Below are 20377 nucleotides of genomic sequence, written 5' to 3'. Positions count from 1 at the left end.
GTAAGTTCACGCCACTCAGCTAGCAAGGCGACACGAGTAATTTTGAAGGTATTGGCGTTGTTTAAATGTCGATCTGTGTTGAAGTGGTTGTGAATTGAAGCGTGAATAGAGACAAATTTCTGGAGCGATTTGGAGCTCCTGAATTGTGCCATCCCACGCTCTCGTCGCCGAAATGGCTGATGCGAATTTTCTGCCCTGTTATTGAACCACCTTCCAGTTTCTTGCCGGTTTTCAATACCTAACTCCTTCATTGCGGCGCGATATGACCGTAGCTTATCAGTAACTATTACTTTCGGATTTCCGTAATGTTTGATGGTCTTGCGCAAGAACGTCAGCGCGGCCTTGCGATCTCGCTTTTTAGTAACGAAGGACTCCAACACCTCGCCTTCATGATCTACTGCTCTCCAAAGATAACAAGCGTCGCCACTGATCTTCACGTAAACTTCGTCTAGGTGCCAGCACCATTGAGTAGTTGCTTGTCTGTCTGTAGTTCGCTTTTTCTTGATCTCGGCTGCAAATAGAGGTCCGAACCGGTTCCACCAGAATCGAACCGTCTCGTAACTTACGCCTATCCCTCGCTCATGAAGAAGGTCTTCAACCTGCCTTAGCGAGAGCGGAAACCGGACATACATCATCACGGCTAGGCGAAACATCATATGCGAAGTCTTGAAGTATTTGAATGGGTTTTTCATCCGAGGACGCTATAAGGCCGACCCGGCAGATTCAAGGCAGTTTCCTCTGATGTTGTGGATGGCTCCACCCTGACGGCATCTCGATGTGCCATGCTGGTGTTGTCACAACCCAACAAAGGAAGGAGCCAACCACATGCCGATTACAACACTGGGGATCGATCTGGCCAAGTCTGTTTTTCAGCTTCATGGCGTTGACGCCGTTGGCGCGGTGATTTTGCAGAAGAAATTGCGGCGCGGTGCTGTGCTTGATTTTCTTGGTAAGTTAGAGCCTTGCCTGATTGGGCTGGAAGCCTGTGCAACGTCACATTATTGGGCTCGGGAGATTGGCGCGCTGGGCCACGAAGTGCGTCTGATCCCGCCAGCCTATGTAAAGCCTTACGTAAAGCGGCAGAAGAATGATGCCGCGGATGCAGAAGCTATCTGTGAAGCCGTCACCCGGCCCAATATGCGCTTTGTGCCGGTCAAATGTGCAGAACGGCAGGGTGTTCTCGTTTTGCACCGAACGCGCGATCTCTTGATACGCCAGCGCACTATGATACTGAATGCGATCCGGGGCCACCTGGCCGAGTTTGGGATCATCGCAGCGCAGGGTCCACGCAAGGTTATGGATATGATCGCACGGATTAGAAGCGATGAAGATCCAGGCGTCCCCGTGACTGCCTGCGCGGCCCTGTTGGCGCTGGCAGCCCAGCTCGAAAGCCTGGCCAACGAGATACGTATGTTAGAGCACCGACTTATGGTCTGGCACCGCGAAGACACAGCCAGCCAGCGGCTGGAGACGATTCCAGGCGTAGGGATTACCACCGCTACGGCGCTATCAGCCAGTGTGCCAGATCCCAGTGTCTTCAAATCCGATCGGCAGTTTGCCGCCTTCCTAGGGCTGGTGCCGCGTCAGAACTCGTCGGGTGGGAAAGACAAGCTGGGGCGCATCTCCAAGATGGGCGACGGCTATCTGAGAAAACTGCTGGTGGTCGGAGCCACCTCGGTGATCCGCCGGGTCCGGACGAATGACACGGCTACGGGGGCCTGGGTTCGATCACTCCTGGAGCGCAAACCGGCACGCGTCACGACTGTGGCCATGGCCAACAAGACCGCGCGCATCACCTGGGCCGTACTCGCACGCGGCGAGACCTATCGAACGCCGATGGTCGCGTAAACGTTATTGAATGACAGCGGCGTCAGGTCGCTGCACAAAGCTGTGAGGGCAAAGATGAGTGATGATGATCAGGCTGGACCGCAGCCGGGACACCCCGAGGCATTGTCAGGGCTTAAAAGCTCGATAGTCTGATTGGGACCCGGCAAGCGGACTTCATCAGGGCCAGCGGTCATAAGCGCCGCGTCAACAGGCCGGACACATGACCGCATCCCGCATCGATCACCGCACACTCAAAAAAACCCTTGCAGAAACGGAGCCATCCACACATGACAATACCGACAGACCCTTATAAGCTGGACTCTAGACTCTAAAAATCTCTGAAAGTCGGGCATAGGCCCCCTTGCCAACACGTGCTAGCGGGTTGAACGCTTCCACATCAATTCGCAACTGACCTTTCACGTCGAATGCGCCCACATCATCGCGTACCCAGAGACGGCTGATTTCGGCAAACACCAAAATTTGTTCGGTGTTCCCAACACGTGTGAACTGGCGAGCAATGCAACCCATGGACACTGGCGCTGCTGCTACACGTGGGACTGACCAGTCCCAGTCACTCAAAGCGATATCAAATTTTTTGACTTCACTCTCGCCTGCAGGCAAATCTTCAGATGAATTTTGCATTTCCTTAGCTTGGTTTACAGACGCTAAACTGATGACGCACTCAGGATTATTTTTCAAATTACGATGCGTATCTTTGATCTTTCCAGCCATGCCATCACCAATTGAAAACATGACCATCGGTGGGTCACTGGTGATGCCATTAAAATAAGAAAAGGGTCCAAGGTTCCAACGTTCGGCGCCATATTCCTTGCCGTTATCGCTTAATACCCAGGCAATCGGGCGAGGAATAATAATTTGGCTAAATAGTGCATAGGCATCACTCTCGGAGAGACCTTGCAGTTCGACGTCCATTTATTTTCAAACTCCTATTTCTTTGATTTTTCAGGCAACGTGAGTGATGTAAGTCACTACGTAGCAGAGTTGAGTCATTGTCAGAGGAAAACGGCTTGAGTCACACGTGGGCGTGTCTTAGCGTCTTCGAATGAAAAATCAATTTAAATATTCCAAGGCATCGCATATGATGTTTCGCCTAGCCGTGATGATCTACATTTGATCACCGCTTATTTCAAGCAGATGGGGTTTTCAGAAAGTGCGGCCTAAGTAAGCGGTAGAAGTCGTTCACCTAGAAGCCGACCGAATGTAAATACTGGTGTGACCGACATCTCGCCGCAGTAAGAGCTTCCTTGGAACGCGGCCATTCCCAGCATTTCCCCAGCAGCATAAAGATTATCAATCGGTAAATCGTTTTGTCCTAAGATCCTTAGCTTGTTGTCAACGGCAGCACCCGCAGTGTTCAATAAATAATACCCCTGCATGCGAATAGCATAGAAGGGGGGCTTTGAAATCGGCAAGGGCACGTGCTGGCGCGCAAAGGGATCACGGCCAGATGCTTGCCCAGCATTATAGGTCGCAATCGTCTCAGCGATTCCCGCGTTATCGACGCCAGTCTTTTCAGCTAAGCCAGCTATAGTGTCGCTCTTAAAAAAACAAGGGATGTGTATCGAATGTTTCGACAAATTCTTCTTTGGTCCAGCGTCTTGTGATGGGCGGGGCTGTCTTCAGAATTTCATCATCAAATATTATCCAGCATCTCTCGTCCGGTTGGCGACTGAGTGCCTTTTCTTTCTCGTCGTAGCTGGAGGTATCCTCGCGCAAGAATCTTTTTCCGTGTGAGTTTACAATAACTTCCCATGGTTTGCGTTGAAGCGGGTCGGTCGCGACACGCACGAGTAGAGGACTAGGAATTTCATCGTCAGCCAACATGGCGTTAAACAAAGGTTGATGAGATTCTTGACCACGCAGGTAACTTCCAGCAGCAAGCGCCATATCGATTCCAGCGCCTTGGCTTTATGGATAAACGGTATCAGCATAATCTTTCACGCCTTCAATTTGCTCAAACATTTTAGAATTTGACCCGTACGGACCGCATGCTAGGATCACGCTGCGTCCAATATGAGGCACTTCAATGCCATCTGGACCAACAGAGACAACACCTTTTACAGGTCCACCAACTCGCTCTTGAATGAGTTCCTTGCCTTCAGTTTCCACCAGGACTTTAACATTTCCCCGATCAATTTCGAGTTGCAGTTCTGTCTCCAAGACTTTTAGTATCGACATGCCGCCTTCAGGCCCCCAAAAATATCGCTTTTTGGAATATGGGTCATGACCACCGCCGAGGATATGGTGCTCCGGTCGCGCTTCGAATCCTGCCTCAAAGAGCCAATCGATCGTCGGGGATGCATTGTCGACGGCAAGCCGCAAAATGCCTGGGTTTGCTGTTCCTTTGCTCATGCGCATCACGTCGTCGTAGTGCTCTTGGGGCGTATCAACAATACCCTTCGATCGCTGGAATGAAGAAGTGTGGTGCGTTGAATGCAGCCAGCTTGATTTTCCAAAGGCTCTAAGAGACGCTCAGTTAGTGGTGACGGAAGAAGGCCCGCCAGCTTGGCACCACCGCAACAATCTCATGGCCGTAAAGGCAGGGTGAACCTCGAATTTTCAGCTTAACGACGTTAGGGTTTGAGAGAGGCTATTCTTGAAATCACAAAAATGATTGCCCAGACAGATTTTCTGAGAGTTCCGAAGCGCCAGAATTAAGGATTGATAGAAACTCTTTAACAGCCTTATCGGTGGCAACTGCAGACAGATGAAAGCGTATCGAAAGCGCCAAGCTAATCTTATCATTAACGATAACACTTTTAGATAAGCCTGCCCAGTTACGCCCTGGCATCTTAAACACCCCATAACCATCTCTTCTGATTTCTGCAATGAGTTGTTTGAGCGCTGCGGGGTTTAAGCTGGTACGCAAGAAAATACTTGGGTCCTGATTTGTCACAGTGTTTAAAAGATTGTCGATATCTTCATCATCGAGTCCAGCTAACAATACATGAGCGCCCGCCCGACCAATAATCCGGTAATGTGACATTCGTGAGACCGGGGTCGTCATTAATGGGGATTCGACATCCGTGTTTATGCAAGTCAACAACCGAATGACCTCTAAGAGTAACAAGACTAAGCGGCCACATTACTTTTTCGCCGACCCTTCTCATAATTGGGTAGGCAATAGTGTCAATCCATTCATCTTCTTTAACATAGGCTGCGAGGTCTTTGAGCTTGGAAGAAACGAAGTACTCCTTGGCCATATGTTCCCGCAGGATATAACCAAGCTGTTCCAGCGAATAAATGTATCGATTTGCAGCGCCACGTGAAATATTAGTGGCTCGTGCTACTTCCGATACTGTTAGACCATTGCCTCTGCATATGGCTTCCAGTATCGCAAATACTCGGTTAATTCCCTCTAGATTGAGGATTTTTACCATTACACTAATTCCTTAAGAGCATGTGCATGGCGCATCAGAATTAAGATATTTCATCAAGATGCCTAAATCACTTAGCCATCCGCGCTTGAATCGCAGATTGATTAAATAGAGTATATTCACCTAGCAACGCTACGGCCTCTTTTATCTTGAAATAGCGAGAGAATAGTAATCGTCTATCAGTAGTACCATCAGAATATTGAGGCTCAATTTATGCGAACCGTTCTTGCCACAGTGCTTAGTGTTAGTCTTTTGTCTTTTCCCGTGTTTGCTGAGACCCCAGTGGGTAATGACGTCTATGTGATGGCAGACTCAACATTGCCGTCTATTGCCATGGCCGCATGGAATGACGGTGACAAAGTTAAATTTGCCGCCCGTGCGGATACCGCGAACGCGCCGAACAACGCTGTTACATATGCAGCGAAGCAGGTGGTTTGGCCAACAGGCCGTGTGCGCGTCATGACTTTCAACAAGGACAGCGGCGGCGTCTTACATCCCATTACCGATGAAACCCTTCTTTATGTGCTTGAAGGTAAGGCAGAGGTTGGCGTCGGTGATCAAACTGCTTCACTGGTGGCCGGCGACGTCGTCAGCTTCCCATCTGGGGCGCTTCGTAATTCTGGCGGCGCTTCGGATGCGACTATCGTTACATGGAACGTGCCAAGTCTGACGGGAGAGAACACACCCACCCATGTCAAAGGTGCTGACGTTCAAGAAGGCGGTGGTGGTGCGATCACTCTCAAGCGCTACACGTTTCCTGGCAACTCTGTGCGCGCCGTAAAATTGGCAGCTGGCGGAAGCACCAACCCAAACAGCGCAAAGACCGATTCCATGATCTATGTCACTGGCGGTCCGATGACGTTTTTTCAGAATGGCCTTGAGTTTATTGTAAATAAAGGGGATTTCATTCGTGAGGTTGCAGACGCAACTCATAATTGGATCGTGCAAGAGAACTCGGGGTTCGTCACAACCAGTGGCTTACCGCTTGATATGTCAGGCATCAATCCGGACGAAGCCACTGATATTCCACCACAGCAGTAATTGGTCAGTCAAAATATAAAAATAAGCGGTTGCGATCTAACGCGCGAGATTCTGAATCAGCGTCTCCTGCAGGATCGCAACCCAACCGCCCCTGATGTCCGAGCCAGTACCGAATTTATCGCCGTAGGTATCTCCTGGCATGCGATCACCCTTGAAGGTTGATACTGGCTGCCCGAGATATGTCCATTGCCAGCGACCATCTTCCGTTGGCGCTGTTGCCCAATTGCCTATTGAGCTGTTTTTCTCGGGCGCAATGATGGGATCCCAGTTCTCAGCAACGCACGCTTCGTCGCACGTAGTTAAACGGATCGTCTCCCAATCACCTAATAAGTAGTAAAGGGTCATGTGATCAGACGTAGCCATCACTGGGCCTATGTCGGTTTCCTGAAACGTAACCCATTCCGGAATGCCGGGCGCGTCTTGAAGAACCATGACCGTCCACCCACCATCTGCATCTAAGCCGTTGCGGTCATCGGCATTAAAGTCACCAGCATAAGTGAATAGCGGTTTCTGCTTATAAGTCCATTGGGGCAGACCATCTGCGCTCTGGGATATTGTCCAATCATCGCTAACCGGCCCAGCTAGCCACGGCGCTTCCACTGGCTTCCATTGTGTGAGGCAAACTCCCTCACACTCTGATTCTGGCCCAGTGTAAATGGTATGACCATTTAAAATGGAGAGTGTTTGCCCGAGGACTGTTGGTTTGATCATTACATTGGGTGGCGTTTCAATCGCTTCATATAGAACGTCCCATGACCCGGACGCTTTCTCACCGACCATCGTGCCTGGAACCGTATCTTTGACATACCGGTATACAGGCTCACCGCGATACGCCCATTGCAGGGAACCGTCTGGCCGAGCAATCAGCTCCCAATCACCTTGAGGTTTTGCGTCTTCGCTTGCAATTACAGGTGGCCAAGTGCTTGCACATTCGTCGACACAGGTGGACGTGCCTAGCTGCTCACTATCCCGTTTATAAGTATAGAGCGTGAGCCCATCAGCGGTTACGAAGAGTCGTCCACCTCCTAAATCTCTCGCACCAATTTCTGAAGGAAGCGGATCGTCTGCTGCTAATGCCAGCAGGGGCACGGACGCAAGTGCACCAATTAAACTAAGAAGCTTAGAGTGGGTCATAAATTAACTAGACTAAAATTTCAGAAATGGTCTTGGTGGTTTCCAGAGAACCGGTTCCCCAGCGCTCTACCGGTATGCCCATGACTTGCATGGCCGTCAGACCGATTCGCGTTATCGGGTCGCCATTTCCAGTGATATGCATACCGGTCTTGAGTCGACCGCCAGCTCTACCGATCATCATCACCGGAATGTTGTCAACAGAATGAACTCGGGAATTGCCGGTGTCTGAATTTGCGAAGATTAAGGTGTTATCGAGCAGAGTACCGTCGCCTTCACGAATATCCTTAAAGGCTTGGATGAAGGTCGCGAGTGCCATCATGCTTGTAACATGAAGCTCAGCAACTTCACGTTGATACCCTAGACTAGCATCGATTGGCTCTTCATGGGTCAGCGTATGATGAGTGAAAGACTCACCCCTGCGGCGCAACAGCGACAGCGCCTGCGAATACAGCATGTTAAATACGCGAGTCTGATTACAAGCCAGTGCCATGACCAGAATATCTGTCAATAATTTGTGATTGTTCTGCGCCACCTCAATCTCGATACCCAGAACCTCATCTTCTGGCGGCGGCGTCGGAATGCCGCAGGCTTCGGAGACATCAGGTTTTTCCATCTGAAGAGCAAGTTGATGCTCGAGTTGACGAATAGACGTGAAATATTCATCCATGCGAGCCCTGTCCGCTGCGCCTAGAGTGCGCAGGAAGTCTTTGCTTTCCTCGTGCACGGCGGACAGCACGCTGCTGCGCACCATAACGCTCGGCGCGGGTGTGAAATCAGCTTGATTGGGGTCTACAAATCCTGCTCCGAATACGCGCTGATAAAACGCCAGCGGTGATACGTCAGCAGCATTCCGACTGGTAGAGTTCCTAAAGGTATAACTGTCCCGCGCGCTCCCCGTACTTGAAAGATCAAGCGACCGGAAGCGGGAATCGCCGCCAATTTGATCGGCAATAATCACGTCTAATGTCGGCTGCGGCGTATCACCAAATGAGCGAGGCACAGTTCCTGTCTTCGCTGCGACCCATCCGGTAAAGTGTACCGCACTAGGACGACCATCAAGCGGCGTATTGAACGCATTGAAATAATTCAGGTCGTTGACGTACGGTGTCAACGGCTGGGTTTCCTCGAGAAATGTGATCTCAGATTTACCATCCATAGCGATACCGCGGCCTGGTGTATGTCCCAACCCCCAGAACCAAGAACCAAAACGCACCGGGATCGGCGCGCCCGAAGCTAACGCTGTGCCGTTCTCATTAAGGAAACAATCTAGGAAAGGCAGTCCTAGGGCAACGGCTGAGCCACCAACGGTACCCCGAAGGAAAGAGCGACGACTTACGGTCATAAGTTAGTCTCCTTGGCAGAGGCAGCGCGTGCGTCTGCGGTTGTCGTACCCAAGAAAGGCGGGGCAACGCGGTAGAAAGCATCGCTTAACACCATCTCTTGCAACAGGTCAGGAATCTTGTAGCCCGTTTGGGCAAATTTTTCTTCAAGATAAGCCATCCATTGCCGTTCCGCAGGCACAGGCGAACGGCCAGTACCATAAGCGTATAGCCGGTTGGTGACACAAGCCGGGGCAGATGGATTCTGGCGCAACGCCTCACCAAGGCCAACCGCGTCGGTGTACGAAATTCCGTCTAACTCACCTGTTGTGTCGATAACAACACCGTTCTCCATCGTTCGCAGTTGCCCCGCACCATCAAATGTTTCCATAGCCAGACCGATTGGATCCATCAACTTATGGCATCCGGCACAACTGGCTTCCTCGTTGTGAGCAGAGAGGCGTTGGCGGGCCGTGCGGTTGACTGCATTGGCATCGTCGTTGAAGTCAGAGAAGTCGACATCGCCTGGCGGCTCCGGAATCTTTTGACACAGCAGGTGCTCGCGCACGGCCTGCCCCCGCAATGTTGGCGAACTTTTTCCAGGATGGGAAAATAAAGCCTGAAAACTCAAATGGGTGTGTATGCCAGCCCATGCGCTACCTTCAGGAAACTCATATGGCAACCAGCCATCTGGGTTATCGACTGGGACACGATAAATTGGACCAAGAGCACCGCTGATGAAGGTTTTGCGGGAGGTGAATATATCCCTGTAATCCGTTTCTTCCTCAAGCAGCAAATGTGTCAAAGTCCGCAATGTTTGTTCTTTGGCATCCTCCGCCACATCAAGAATGAAAGCGGAATAGATAATCGGATCCTTTTCCAGGATGTCAAAGCGCTCAAATTCCAGCATATCCTCGAAGAATGCTGCCACCCCTTGCTCAACACGCGGAGAAGCCATCATCCGGTTGAATTGCTTTTCCAGGCCATCTTTCGTGTCCAAATCACCTGCGGCGGCGGCATCAAGCAGAGCCACATCAGGCGTCGTATTCCACAACAGAAAACTCAGTCGCGACGCTTTAGAATAGGCGTCAAGCTGGTAAAGACCGTCTTGATCTGGTTCAGCAATCTCGTTGACGTACAAAAACTTTGGCGACACCATCATACCGCTAAGGCCATAAGCTAGGCCTTGATAAAAATCGCCGAGCGCCTCAGCTCCAGAGCCTGAGAGGCTAGTGTAAAGGCTCTGCTCAGTATCCGAGAGCGGCCGTCGAAAGAGGAAACGACCGACCGAAGACACAAACTTTTCCGCACATGCATCATCGCGGGTGTTTTTGGAGACTGGCGCACAGGGCAACAGAACCGCACGATTTTTCTCATCGACCACTTGTAAGGAGATGGAACGGGCTAAAGCCTCGTAGCGCTCTAAAGCTGCCGGCGTGACCGTCGCGCTACTGGCACCCAATGCCAGCAGGCCATCAATCCGTTCCAATGGATCGAACCTACCAGCAACGATAATGTTGCCGCCAAATATGTCGCGAATAGTATTGCGATACTGTTGTTCGGTCAGGCGCCGAAGTTGTGGCTCACTGCCCTCGGTTAACGGTTCACTCTCGCCGCATGCGCTAAGCATAAGAGCTAGCGCGGATAAAAGGACCGCACTAATTGATCGGTTTAAATAAGTCATCATTGCTCTAAAATTCTACTCGTCACGCGCAGCAAGTTGTGTGGCGTGGGGTTCTGTTGTTATCTCTGACGTCTTAGAATCATCTTCCTCAGGGCGAACAATAAAAGCTGGGATTGCCTCTATAGTATAAGATGACGATAGCGCTGTGCACTCCCCGGTTTCGGGATCTGGGTATCCATCCGCAAGCTCATGGGCTGCCACATACATTGCCGGGCAACTGAACTGTCCAGTTACAGCCAGATAGCCGCCCTTGCGAAAGTAGCTCCAAAAATTCTCGACGTCGCGATAACCAGCAATAATACCCTTAGCCCGGTCTTCAATCGCTTCAAGATCCAATTCCATACGCATGTCGCGCAGATGAATCTCGGAATGAGCAAGATTGCCATAGTACGGCAGGAATGCCTCAATTGGATCCGTAGACAACACACCATCAACAATGCGGCCTTTGGCAGCATTACCGTAGCCCGGTATGTCATGAACTCGATAACTGGCGTATGCTAAAACATTACCCTGGGCGTCCTTCGGAAAAATGTCATTGGCACGGTACATCCGCACGGTAACATCGTCATCATTGCGTCTGTCGTCTACGTCGCTAACTTCAATGAGGATGATCCCCTGAGATGTATCTATGAGTTCGCCATTTGCGTTGGTTTCAACATATCCGCTATCGCGCCAGCCAAAGGTGCAGCCCAGTAGACGGTACATTTGATTGTCGATCCCGGGCTTTCCGTCCGGTGTTGTGAAGTTCTTGTGGCTGCATGTTTTTGGGGTTGCACCACCTTCTAGTAAACCATCCAGATTCATGCCGTAAGAAATATCGCCCTCGACAACCTTGTGTGGTGGGTCTTCAACGATGGTTGGGAAAGCGCAAACGTCTTCACCGTTGGGGCCACGCTTTGCGGACATGGCGCGGCGAGTGCCCGTGACGGGTTCGATCTCGCCTCCGTCGGTGAGTTCATCGCGTATCCCTGGCTCTAGGCTCTTCCACCAGATTTCATCATTGCCGATGGCCAAACCTCGAGGGCATTCCTCCATGTATTTTGTCTCGTAGACCGACGTGTAAAACGACACTACGACCAAACCAATGGTGCGTTCCGTGTCCACATCTGCAACAGTGGGCGTGGAAGAGCTTGCGCCAAGCGCTAGCGCTCCGATTGCTGATAACGTTTTTAATTTCATATCTTTTTTCATGACGTCCCAAATTTCTGCTCGCAAGCGGATTGCGCGGCTCACTCTCGCACAGATTCCGATTATTAGAAGCACATCATGCTTAAATGATTGGCGAATTCAAAACCCGTTTCGCAAGTATGGCCACCAGTCGCACTCTCGATGCCTTCATTTCAAGGCGATCATCCTTGAGGAACGCAGTCACCACCGAGCCTTTAGTCATCAGGCGAACATGTCAAGCTAAAATAGCTCAGTTTGCAGCCTATATTCAGTCAACACACCTGACCTCGCTGGACATTGAGAATACGTGTCGTCTATGTCCGTGACAGTTAATAACTCGCGATATCGTCCGGAGAGTTTTTCCATGGTTTTTAAGCGCCTTATCGCTTCAATCGCCCTGTTTGGTGCTCTGTTGCCTAATATTTCCAATGCGGCTCCTGATTATGCCGGCACAGAAGGACCTCCGATAAAATTCCGCACAACCCTGTCAGCTGATGAACAGAGTGCACCGACGGAAAGTCCAGGTTTGGGAGTAGCCGAATTCATCCTAGATCGACCGACTCAGCGGCTTGACTGGACTATTACCTATACCACTCTGACTTCAAGTGCGGTCGCCGCTCATATTCACGGGCCACAAACCCCCGGTGGTAATGCGGGCGTTCTCGTAGATTTGGCGCCGGACGGCATGACAAGCCCGTTGATAGGCTCCGTTATGCTGAATGACGGCGAACTTGAGTACCTGCTCACTGGACGCCTGTATGTGAATATCCACTCTGCGAAATACCCAGCTGGAGAGCTTAGAGGCCAAATTATGCGAGTACGTCCTGAGTAAGTCATTAAGGTCTTATATTTTCAGTGACGCATCGATGTTCGCACGGCGCGCACGGGAAGATAACAAAGTGGTTGTTACGCCAATAAAAGAGTACGAATAGTCTTTAATAAAACCTAGAAATTTAAAAGGGCTTGGCCGTCAATTTGGCGGAAGTAATAATATGATGTCACGGCAGAACCAGACAAAAACGCAGTTTCTTCCAGAGATAGCCTTATCGGCCTTTGTTCTGATTTGTCTAGCAGCGCCGGATGCGGGTGCTGCAGATACGCTGCACAACCGAACACTTGGCTTTGTGATCAAGGACTGGATGCCCGCAGTCTATGAAACCAAGTTTATGGACGAGTGTCCCGCTGGTTTAAACATTAGCAACGACGAAATTTGGTGGCGCAACCTGTCCAAGACTGAGCGCAGCGAGCTCACCCAAGATGGGTTAATCACTACTCTGGACCGCTGGTTCAACGCTGTGCGCCGCGGTCCCAACGGCGAAGACGTCTGTATCAATCCAGAAGTCATTACAGATGACCCGCCACTGCTGACTGTAGAAGGCCCAACCTCGTTTGGCGTTAACCTGGATGGTAATACGGACGGTAGCGCGACGCCCAAATCTTGCCGTCATGAAAACTTTACCAGCCCATCCGGCGCTCCCGGTATCGATAATCAGCTCTACCGACTGATCGGCTGCGTCTACGGTTTCCGCGACCAGGGCGTCATAGAAATCAACGCTAACGAGATGCGTCGCACCAGCGGCCTGGCGATGATTCTCATCGAAATCACAGATGTCGATGACGCCCGCAATGACGACGACGTTACGGTGACTTTTTATCGGTCAATAGATCAATTTCCCTTAGATAGTTCCGGCCAAGTACTGCCATTCTCTAGCTATCGTGTCGATTACAAGAACGACGGACCACGATACGGAGACAGTATAAAAGGCTCCATTGTTGACGGTGTCCTAGAGGCTGGCTCTGGGGACGTCCGTTTGCCTTATTACGGCAACTACAACTATTTGCATCCGGTGATCCGCGATATGCAGATTAAGCTAGAGATTGCGGAAGACGGCACCACTGCCAAAGGATCAGTTGCAGGATACTATGACCTTGAGCAGTACCTGTATCACACTGGCGGGCTTGGCCCGGTGATTTCTACCGGTAATTTCAGTTGTCCGGCGTTCTTTGAGGCGGCCAAAAAACTAGCCGACGGCTACCCCGACCCACAGACAGGAGAGTGCACCCACATTTCATCGGCTTTTGAGGTCGATGCCTATGCAGCATTTGTGGTGCACCCGGAACAGTCAAACGAAATGGAAACTGCCGAAAAGTGAGTCTGTTGCATAACAGGCGTTGCTAAGATTTCAGGGGATACATGTTGATATCTAAAATAAAACGTTATTTCTGCCAAACCGGGTCTGTTGTAGTTGCTGCGTTAGCTCTGTCCGCGTGCGGAGAGAGTGAGCCACTAACCAATGGCGCACCGGCTGACATGCGACGCTTGACCGTAGAGCAATACCAAAACGTAATCCACGACGTATTCGGTGAGCACATTGAGATCGCCAGCCGATTTGATCCACTGGTTCGCACCGATGGTCTGTTTGCTGTTGGTGCCAGCAACGCCTTGATCACGCCGTCTGGCTTTGAAAAATTTTACAACGTCGCGCGGTCCGTAGCGAGTCAGGTGGTGAACGACGATAACCGCCTTACACTTGTGCCCTGCACACCAGTTGATGCCTCAGGTGCAGATGAAGTTTGTAGCCGTCAGTTCTTTGCTGAGGCCGGTAGATATCTTTACCGCCGACCTTTGACCGAATCTGAAATGGAAACCGCCGTCTCATCCGCCAACCAGGTTGCGGATCAGTTCGGGGATTTCTACACGGGTATCGAATTTGGCCTAACCGGGCTGCTCATTACGCCCAGTTTTTTATACATTATCGATGAGACCGAACCTGATTCATCTTCGCCGAGCGGTTTGCGCCTAACCAGTTACGCAAAGGCGGCCCGCTTAAGCTTTCTTTTATGGAATTCGGCGCCGGACGAAATGCTACTGAAGGCAGCAGAATCAGGTGACTTGCATACGGAAAAAGGCTTGGAGCGTCAGGTCGAGCGTATGATGGAATCCCACTTCCTGACCCGAGGCGTAAGCGCTTTCTTCGAAGATTTTCTAGACTTAGAGAAATTTGAGACCCTCGAAAAAGACACCATCATTTACCCGGCTTACACCATCAAAACAGCGGAAAGCGCTAAAGAACAACTTCTGCATACTATCGTCGATCACACGGTTAATCGCGATGCGCCATACCCGGAAATCTTTACGACGCGGCATACCTTCTTGGATGCTCATCTTGGACGTGTTTATCAATTGCCTGTAACTCGGCCAGACGGCGGCTGGGAACCCTATGAATTTGCGGAAGATGACGTCCGCGCAGGCATTCTGAGTCAGATCGGCTTCCTTGCCTTATACTCCCATCCGGGGCGCAGCTCAGCAACGCTTCGCGGCAAAGCTGTGCGCGAATTGCTGCTGTGCCAGAAAGTGCCAGACCCACCTGGCGACGTAGACTTCTCCTTATTCAATGATCCCAACGCCCCTAGTCGCACAGCGCGAGATCGGCTTACGGCGCATTCAACAGTGCCATCCTGTGCAGGTTGCCACAAGTTAACTGACCCGATTGGCCTAGGCTTTGAACAATTTGATGGGATTGGTCAATTCCGAGTAGCCGAACAAGGTGCGATCATTGACGTCTCTGGCGATCTAGATGGGGATGAGTTCACCGATGCCAAGTCTTTAGCTCAGGCTATGCATGACAGCCCTTCGGTGCCAGCTTGTTTAACCAATCAGTTGTATTCCTATGCCGTTGGCCGTGCACCGGCTCGCGATGAAAGGGAGTTCGTCCGCTATTTAGAAACCGGTTTCGCCGAATCTGGATACAGCCTGCAAAATCTTCTTAGCGACATCGCCACCAGCGACGCCTTTTATGTGATTTCTCAGCCCAAGAACAAGGCGGAGGGTGAGCGGTCAGCTTCCCTTGACGTTTCGATCAAACAGGAGCGTGGTTCATGAGCATACTACTTCCCAGCAAACAATCTCGTCGGCAAGTTCTGCGCACTATGATGGGAGGCGGTGTCGTTTCCCTGACGCTGCCATTTCTCGATTGCTTTCTAAACACCAATGGCTCAGCCCTGGCCAGTGGTGCGCCGATGCCGACGCGCTTCGGCACTTGGTATTGGGGTATGGGCCACACACCTGATCGGGCCGTAAAAGCCAAGACGGCATCCGGCCCTGGTATAGAATTCCTCGAAGAAACCAAAGCGCTGATCCCACATAAGGATAAGTTGAACTACTTTGGTAACTTCAACATGCCTCTGGATGGCCGATCTAATTACACACACTTCTCTGGGTGGGTTGCCAATCGCACCGGCTCAGCACCCGAGGCCGGTGGCGACATCCCTGCGCCAACTTTGGATCTTTTGATCGCCGATGAAATCGGTAAGGGTACGAGATTCCGCACGCTCGACGTCAGCAGCGTAGGTATCGCGCGCGAGAACTACAGCGCTCGCAACACCTACAACCGGGCAGCCGCAGAGGTTGATCCAGTTGCCTTATTCGATCGCATTTACGGACCAGAGTTTGCCGACCCAAACAAGGCGGACTTCAAACCCGACCCAGACGTTCGGTTACGTAAAAGTGTGCTGTCATCTTTCACTGAAGAAACCAAGGATTACATGAAAACCTTGGGTGCCGCTGACAAACAAAGAATGGACCAATACTTTACCTCAATTCGTGAGATTGAAAATCAATTGGCCCTGCAATTGAAGAAGCCGGAACCGAACAAAGCTTGTGTTGTGCCCGAACGGCCAGGTGAACTGGGTCCTCAAGAAGTTGTTAGAGTCCGCGAAATGGATTCCGTCATCGAGACCCACAAAGTCATGACTAAAATTCTAGCTATGGCTGTGGCCTGCAACCAGACTAACGTGTTTAACATGGTGTTCACCGACAACTTTGCCAACGTGCGGCGGGTCGGCGAAACCTACACGCACCATCTATTGACCCACGAGGAGGCCATTGATGCCGACCGTGGCTATCAGCCTTTGACCTATTGGTTCAACGAGAAGTCTATGGAAGGTATGGCGACATTTATCGACATCATCGAAAGTATTCCGGAAGGCGATGGTACTTTGCTCGATAATTGTCTGATCTTCGCATCTTCTGAGACAAACTATGCTCGATTGCACACCATCGACGGTGTACCAGTATATCTTATTGGCGGTGCTGGCGGTCGTATGAAGCAGGGTATGTATCTGGCGGGTGGTGGCGACCCGATCACACGGGTTGGGCTAACGGCCATGCAAATCATGGGTGTACCGGTTGAGACCTGGGGGACGAAGTCTCTACAAACCTCCAAGACGATTTCAGAAATTTTAGTTTAGACTCATCGGAAGTAAAGATTGCCGTTGAGAGAAGATGTGGAAAGGCTCGATTAATGAAGATTCCTGCGCGGCTGTGCGCTTTTATGGTTCGGGCCGCTGCGCCGATCTTCTATCTTGCACTGGCACCAGCGATTGCCATGGCAGAAGTTCCTGCACCAAAAGCTCCAGACTCATTCATACTAGTAAAAAAAGGCCACGGCTGGATCATCACAAACACCGAGCAGATGACTCTATACACCTCTAAGAGAGATATACAGACCGGCAAATCAAGTTGTGTCGAAGACTGCGCGACAGCTTGGCCTCCTTACTTAGCTGCTGACACATCGAGAACGGGCGACGGATGGTCCGTGATCACCCGGGAAGATGGCAGCAAGCAGTGGGCATATAAAGATAAACCGCTTTACCGTTATAGTGTGGACCAAGGCCCTGGCGATACATACGGTGAAGGAATTGGCCTGCTCTGGGATATTTCCTTCATAGAAATTCCCAAGCCCCCAGGCATTCGCATCAATAGCACGCTTATCGGGTATGTTGCTGCGGATCAGCACCAGAAAACCTTGTACACCCCTAAAGGCGATTTAAATGCTGAGTCATTGTGTATAAAAAATGCCTGTTTTGAAGAATGGGACCCCGTGGTTGCCCCCAGTATAGCCCGTTCAATTGGTGACTGGTCAGTGATCACACGTGACGACGGCTTGAAGCAATGGGCATACCAAGGCCGGCCATTGTTCCGGTACTCTAATGACGTCTTAAACGGAGAATTTGCAGGGCATAACATTACCTTTGACGACCAAGGCAATGTTATGGAAGTTATGGTTCTTGAGCCACGGCCACCCTACCCAGATTGGGTTAGAGTCCAAGATACTGACGCTGGCGAAATGCTCGCCGACGAAAACTACAATACTATCTATACATGGGACCCTAGCCGCCTCTTCGCACGATTACGTAACACGATCCCAGAATGTGGTGCGGAATGCCTCGACGAAGAATGGGTGCCAAAGTATGCAAACGCTAATGATGTCGCCCCTGGCGGTAATTGGGCTATCCTGGAGTTGTCTGATGGTCGTAGGCAGTGGGCCTACAAAGGTCGGCACCTCTTCACCAACACGCGTGATAAGACTCAAGGTTCATTCCTGGGTTATCGTCACGGTGGCAATCGTGCAGTAAACGTAATTATGCATTCTGGAGACGCATTGCAGGGCACACTGCGGCAGCCGTGACCACCTGCTGAAGTCTTGAAGACGTTCATCTAAATGTGACAGTCCGTGATATTACCTTATAAATTACGCTGAGGTTTGCCATGAGAAAAAATGCGAAACTTAATCGACGTACCATCGTCAAACTTGGTGTTCAGATACCGTTTGCGCTATCGGCAGCCGGAATACTCAGCGCTTGCGACAACAGCGAAGAGATCGAGCTGTGCGCAGACCCCAACAGCTTGAGCTTTGGTGAAAACAGCATCCGTCAGGCTAACAAATATACGGAAGCATCGCCCGAGCCAGAAAAGAATTGCCTAAACTGTGCATTTTTCACGCCACAGCCTGCTGGGCCAGATGGAGAAGTGCCCAATTGTGGCGATTGCAGTATCTTCGAAGGTTTAGCAAGTAAGAACGGCTACTGCGAGTCCTGGAGCACCAAAGACACCGGACAGGGTTAACGCTGTTTGCCCACATCGGCTTCAGTCACCGGGCCACCGCGGTTGCCCCAATTCGACCTTAGATAACTGCTTAACAGTGCGATCTCATCATCATCCAGCTTATTTCCGAACGCATCCATGCTTTTCCATGCACCCGGTGGTGATGCCACAGGCACTTCAGCGCCGTAAATGATGACGTTTATCAGCGAGGCGGGATCTTCTGCCTGAACAACAGCACTCCCGGCTAATGGGGGACCTATACTTGGATCACCAAGGCCCGTCGGCAAATGACAGGTTCCGCAATGAATCGTGTAGACTAGCTCTCCCGCTCTAAAGTCACTATCGCTCATCTTATGCTCAGGCGACCGCACCGTTGGAGGCAAACTCTTAAGATAAATGGCCATGGCACGCACATCTCTATCACTGAGGCGGGATGTGCTCAGAGAGATGACTTCATTCATTGGGCCGAAAGAACCACCCATGCTTCCGTGGCCGGTCTTAAGATATGAAGCGATATCATCTTCTGACCAGGCGGCTAATCCGTCTGGTGCAGAGGTCAGGTTGACCGCCGACCAAGGTCGGATTTTATCGCCGTTAACTTTGTCGTTATACGTCCCTCCACTTAGCATTTGGTCTATTTTCAGACCACCCAACGCGTTGCGTGGCGTGTGGCACGTGCCACAGTGGCCGAGCCCTTGAACCAGATAAGCACCACGGTTCCATTCCTCCGATTGTGAATCATCGACCTCAAAACGCTCATTGTCTAAATACAAGGCATTCCAAATGCTTAGCAAGCTGCGCTGATTAAAGGGGAAGCCCATGTCATTATCAGGCGGCGTATAGGATGATGAAGCCGTTGACTTCAAGAAGGCATACAAGTCTGTTAAGTCTTCCTCCGAGACCTTAGTGAAGGATGGATACGGGAATGCTGGATAAAGGTTTGATCCGTCCGCGGACTTGCCCTCACGCATTGCTCGAATGAATTGAGATTCTGTCCACGCGCCAATACCCACAGCTTCGTCCGACGTAATGTTTGTCGAATAGATTACACCAAAGTCAGTGTGAAAAGTCACTCCGCCAGCGAAAGGGTCCCCACCGTCACGCGTATGACAAGCCATACAATTGCCAGCCGTTGCGAGGTACAATCCACGTTGAATCGGATCATCGCTATCAGCCATTGTCTCTATGGAGACGGACTCGGAATCCTGTGCAGACACAGGCGCTGTAAACGCAAGTGCAGTGAAAGCGGACAAAGCCCATAAAGAGAGTGAAAGAGATTTTGCAAACACACCGTTATTCATGCGGTATCCTTTAGTTCTGATTCTGTACTCATCTATCGACGGTTAACCTTAAAGCAAGCAATCGCTCTCCATTAAGACAACCACCTTTTGGTCGCAATATTTTTACCGGCTTTTTTGCTCTCCATGAGTCTAAATCAAATATGAAAATTGTGGCGACATTTGAGAGAGTACTTAGTTACGTGGACCAACGTCTACTTGCCCACGAATTTCGCCATATGGCCAGCGCTCAGTGGTGATGTTCACGTATGTCCACCCGGCAAGCAGGTATTGAACTTCTGCTTCAGTGACAACGGCAGACCCTTTTAATGGGCTGACAATTCCATTCGGCGCTAAATCAACAAACGGCAATCCGTTTGCACCCGGCTGTGCAGGTCCATGCAAGCTGGCGGCGATCGGGCGGGAGACCAAACCTGTGAAGCTAACGTTCCAAGTTAAAGTCAAAGTCGTCAGATCGAGTTCAAGATCAGCCGTTCCAACTGCATCACTTTCTGTCAGCCGCGTCTGATTCCACGCCGACAGGTCAGTATGAAACTCACGCGATGTCATTTGTGCGTGCGCTGGCAGGCCCGCGAAAAATGCGGCGGCCAGATTTATAAGTACAGCAGTTCGACGATTCATTT

The 20377-nt window shown here is 50.9% G+C and carries 20 protein-coding genes and 1 pseudogene; 8 read left to right on the top strand and 13 right to left on the bottom strand.

Features of this window, described 5'->3' with window-relative positions; all coding sequences use genetic code 11:
* Positions 1 to 41: 41 nt before the first annotated feature.
* Positions 42 to 692: pseudogene (locus RIC29_14280) on the bottom strand (IS6 family transposase).
* A 133-nt stretch (positions 693 to 825) separates the two neighbouring features.
* On the opposite strand from RIC29_14280, the gene RIC29_14275 reads away from it, so the two are divergent.
* Positions 826 to 1848: an IS110 family transposase gene (locus RIC29_14275; GenBank protein MEQ8736089.1), complete on the top strand. Its 1023-nt coding sequence runs from the start codon at positions 826 to 828 to the stop codon at positions 1846 to 1848.
* A 300-nt stretch (positions 1849 to 2148) separates the two neighbouring features.
* Here RIC29_14275 and RIC29_14270 read toward each other — a convergent pair whose 3' ends face one another.
* From RIC29_14270 to RIC29_14245, 6 genes are all read right to left on the bottom strand, one after another.
* Positions 2149 to 2760, bottom strand: coding sequence for a flavin reductase family protein (locus tag RIC29_14270; GenBank protein ID MEQ8736088.1), 612 nt, complete (start codon positions 2758 to 2760; stop codon positions 2149 to 2151).
* A gap of 245 nt (positions 2761 to 3005) precedes the next feature.
* Positions 3006 to 3425, bottom strand: a complete 420-nt coding sequence (locus tag RIC29_14265) for an FAD-binding protein (protein ID MEQ8736087.1) — start codon at positions 3423 to 3425, stop codon at positions 3006 to 3008.
* A complete protein-coding gene (locus RIC29_14260) occupies positions 3388 to 3735 on the bottom strand; it encodes a hypothetical protein (protein ID MEQ8736086.1) in 348 nt (115 codons plus the stop codon). Before RIC29_14260 ends, RIC29_14265 begins: the two co-directional genes overlap by 38 nt.
* Before the next feature lie 21 nt (positions 3736 to 3756).
* Positions 3757 to 4287, bottom strand: coding sequence for an FAD-binding protein (locus RIC29_14255; GenBank protein MEQ8736085.1), 531 nt, complete (start codon positions 4285 to 4287; stop codon positions 3757 to 3759).
* A 163-nt stretch (positions 4288 to 4450) separates the two neighbouring features.
* Complete coding sequence (locus RIC29_14250) at positions 4451 to 4792, bottom strand: hypothetical protein (GenBank protein MEQ8736084.1); 342 nt, start codon at positions 4790 to 4792, stop codon at positions 4451 to 4453.
* The gene (locus tag RIC29_14245) at positions 4773 to 5228 is read right to left on the bottom strand and encodes a helix-turn-helix domain-containing protein (GenBank protein ID MEQ8736083.1); all 456 of its coding nucleotides are present in this window, start codon (positions 5226 to 5228) and stop codon (positions 4773 to 4775) included. The genes RIC29_14250 and RIC29_14245 overlap by 20 nt, the downstream gene beginning before the upstream one ends.
* A 210-nt stretch (positions 5229 to 5438) precedes the next feature.
* On the opposite strand from RIC29_14245, the gene RIC29_14240 reads away from it, so the two are divergent.
* Positions 5439 to 6266, top strand: a complete 828-nt coding sequence (locus tag RIC29_14240) for a cupin domain-containing protein (GenBank protein MEQ8736082.1) — start codon at positions 5439 to 5441, stop codon at positions 6264 to 6266.
* Between the two features lie 36 nt (positions 6267 to 6302).
* On the opposite strand, the gene RIC29_14235 is transcribed toward RIC29_14240, so the two are convergent.
* The 4 genes from RIC29_14235 to RIC29_14220 form a co-directional block, all read right to left on the bottom strand.
* Positions 6303 to 7400 (bottom strand): hypothetical protein, encoded by a 1098-nt coding sequence (locus tag RIC29_14235; GenBank protein ID MEQ8736081.1) that lies wholly within the window; start codon positions 7398 to 7400, stop codon positions 6303 to 6305.
* Positions 7401 to 7407: 7 nt separating this feature from the next.
* Positions 7408 to 8742, bottom strand: coding sequence for a DUF1552 domain-containing protein (locus tag RIC29_14230; protein MEQ8736080.1), 1335 nt, complete (start codon positions 8740 to 8742; stop codon positions 7408 to 7410).
* On the bottom strand, positions 8739 to 10349 hold the full coding sequence (locus RIC29_14225; protein MEQ8736079.1) for a DUF1592 domain-containing protein: 1611 nt from the start codon (positions 10347 to 10349) through the stop codon (positions 8739 to 8741). Before RIC29_14225 ends, RIC29_14230 begins: the two co-directional genes overlap by 4 nt.
* A gap of 69 nt (positions 10350 to 10418) precedes the next feature.
* The gene (locus RIC29_14220; GenBank protein ID MEQ8736078.1) at positions 10419 to 11582 is read right to left on the bottom strand and encodes a hypothetical protein; all 1164 of its coding nucleotides are present in this window, start codon (positions 11580 to 11582) and stop codon (positions 10419 to 10421) included.
* Positions 11583 to 11934: 352 nt separating this feature from the next.
* Here RIC29_14220 and RIC29_14215 point away from each other — a divergent pair, with 352 nt between their 5' ends.
* From RIC29_14215 to RIC29_14190, 6 genes are all read left to right on the top strand, one after another.
* A complete protein-coding gene (locus RIC29_14215) occupies positions 11935 to 12402 on the top strand; it encodes a CHRD domain-containing protein (GenBank protein ID MEQ8736077.1) in 468 nt (155 codons plus the stop codon).
* A gap of 160 nt (positions 12403 to 12562) precedes the next feature.
* Complete coding sequence (locus RIC29_14210; protein ID MEQ8736076.1) at positions 12563 to 13723, top strand: hypothetical protein; 1161 nt, start codon at positions 12563 to 12565, stop codon at positions 13721 to 13723.
* A gap of 158 nt (positions 13724 to 13881) precedes the next feature.
* Complete coding sequence (locus tag RIC29_14205) at positions 13882 to 15453, top strand: DUF1592 domain-containing protein (protein MEQ8736075.1); 1572 nt, start codon at positions 13882 to 13884, stop codon at positions 15451 to 15453.
* The gene (locus tag RIC29_14200; protein MEQ8736074.1) at positions 15450 to 16820 is read left to right on the top strand and encodes a DUF1552 domain-containing protein; all 1371 of its coding nucleotides are present in this window, start codon (positions 15450 to 15452) and stop codon (positions 16818 to 16820) included. The genes RIC29_14205 and RIC29_14200 overlap by 4 nt, the downstream gene beginning before the upstream one ends.
* A 53-nt stretch (positions 16821 to 16873) precedes the next feature.
* The gene (locus RIC29_14195; protein ID MEQ8736073.1) at positions 16874 to 18040 is read left to right on the top strand and encodes a hypothetical protein; all 1167 of its coding nucleotides are present in this window, start codon (positions 16874 to 16876) and stop codon (positions 18038 to 18040) included.
* An 80-nt stretch (positions 18041 to 18120) separates the two neighbouring features.
* Positions 18121 to 18477, top strand: a complete 357-nt coding sequence (locus RIC29_14190) for a high-potential iron-sulfur protein (protein ID MEQ8736072.1) — start codon at positions 18121 to 18123, stop codon at positions 18475 to 18477.
* On the opposite strand, the gene RIC29_14185 is transcribed toward RIC29_14190, so the two are convergent.
* Positions 18474 to 19757, bottom strand: coding sequence for a cytochrome c (locus RIC29_14185; GenBank protein MEQ8736071.1), 1284 nt, complete (start codon positions 19755 to 19757; stop codon positions 18474 to 18476). The two genes, RIC29_14190 and RIC29_14185, sit on opposite strands and share 4 nt — an antisense overlap.
* A 171-nt stretch (positions 19758 to 19928) precedes the next feature.
* Positions 19929 to 20375, bottom strand: a complete 447-nt coding sequence (locus RIC29_14180) for a CHRD domain-containing protein (GenBank protein MEQ8736070.1) — start codon at positions 20373 to 20375, stop codon at positions 19929 to 19931.
* Positions 20376 to 20377: the final 2 nt, after the last annotated feature.

It is taken from the genome of Rhodospirillaceae bacterium, assembly GCA_040219235.1.
Classification (GTDB): Bacteria; Pseudomonadota; Alphaproteobacteria; order Rhodospirillales; family Rhodospirillaceae; genus WLXB01.
The sequence above is the reverse complement of the archived record's forward strand: the minus strand, read 5'-3'. Positions and strand labels throughout refer to the sequence as shown.

Bases quoted from the DNA above. Each gene is read 5' to 3' on its own strand.
- RIC29_14205 (MEQ8736075.1), top strand. From the start codon at position 13,882: ATGCGACGCTTGACCGTAGAGCAATACCAAAACGTAATCCACGACGTA.
- RIC29_14180 (MEQ8736070.1), bottom strand. From the start codon at position 20,375: ATGAATCGTCGAACTGCTGTACTTATAAATCTGGCCGCCGCATTTTTC.
- RIC29_14195 (MEQ8736073.1), top strand. From the start codon at position 16,874: ATGAAGATTCCTGCGCGGCTGTGCGCTTTTATGGTTCGGGCCGCTGCG.
- RIC29_14230 (MEQ8736080.1), bottom strand. From the start codon at position 8,742: ATGACCGTAAGTCGTCGCTCTTTCCTTCGGGGTACCGTTGGTGGCTCA.
- RIC29_14185 (MEQ8736071.1), bottom strand. From the start codon at position 19,757: ATGAATAACGGTGTGTTTGCAAAATCTCTTTCACTCTCTTTATGGGCT.
- RIC29_14210 (MEQ8736076.1), top strand. From the start codon at position 12,563: ATGATGTCACGGCAGAACCAGACAAAAACGCAGTTTCTTCCAGAGATA.
- RIC29_14225 (MEQ8736079.1), bottom strand. From the start codon at position 10,349: ATGCTTAGCGCATGCGGCGAGAGTGAACCGTTAACCGAGGGCAGTGAG.
- RIC29_14270 (MEQ8736088.1), bottom strand. From the start codon at position 2,760: ATGGACGTCGAACTGCAAGGTCTCTCCGAGAGTGATGCCTATGCACTA.
- RIC29_14190 (MEQ8736072.1), top strand. From the start codon at position 18,121: ATGAGAAAAAATGCGAAACTTAATCGACGTACCATCGTCAAACTTGGT.
- RIC29_14235 (MEQ8736081.1), bottom strand. From the start codon at position 7,400: ATGACCCACTCTAAGCTTCTTAGTTTAATTGGTGCACTTGCGTCCGTG.
- RIC29_14200 (MEQ8736074.1), top strand. From the start codon at position 15,450: ATGAGCATACTACTTCCCAGCAAACAATCTCGTCGGCAAGTTCTGCGC.
- RIC29_14215 (MEQ8736077.1), top strand. From the start codon at position 11,935: ATGGTTTTTAAGCGCCTTATCGCTTCAATCGCCCTGTTTGGTGCTCTG.
- RIC29_14220 (MEQ8736078.1), bottom strand. From the start codon at position 11,582: ATGAAATTAAAAACGTTATCAGCAATCGGAGCGCTAGCGCTTGGCGCA.
- RIC29_14245 (MEQ8736083.1), bottom strand. From the start codon at position 5,228: ATGGTAAAAATCCTCAATCTAGAGGGAATTAACCGAGTATTTGCGATA.
- RIC29_14240 (MEQ8736082.1), top strand. From the start codon at position 5,439: ATGCGAACCGTTCTTGCCACAGTGCTTAGTGTTAGTCTTTTGTCTTTT.
- RIC29_14260 (MEQ8736086.1), bottom strand. From the start codon at position 3,735: ATGGCGCTTGCTGCTGGAAGTTACCTGCGTGGTCAAGAATCTCATCAA.
- RIC29_14275 (MEQ8736089.1), top strand. From the start codon at position 826: ATGCCGATTACAACACTGGGGATCGATCTGGCCAAGTCTGTTTTTCAG.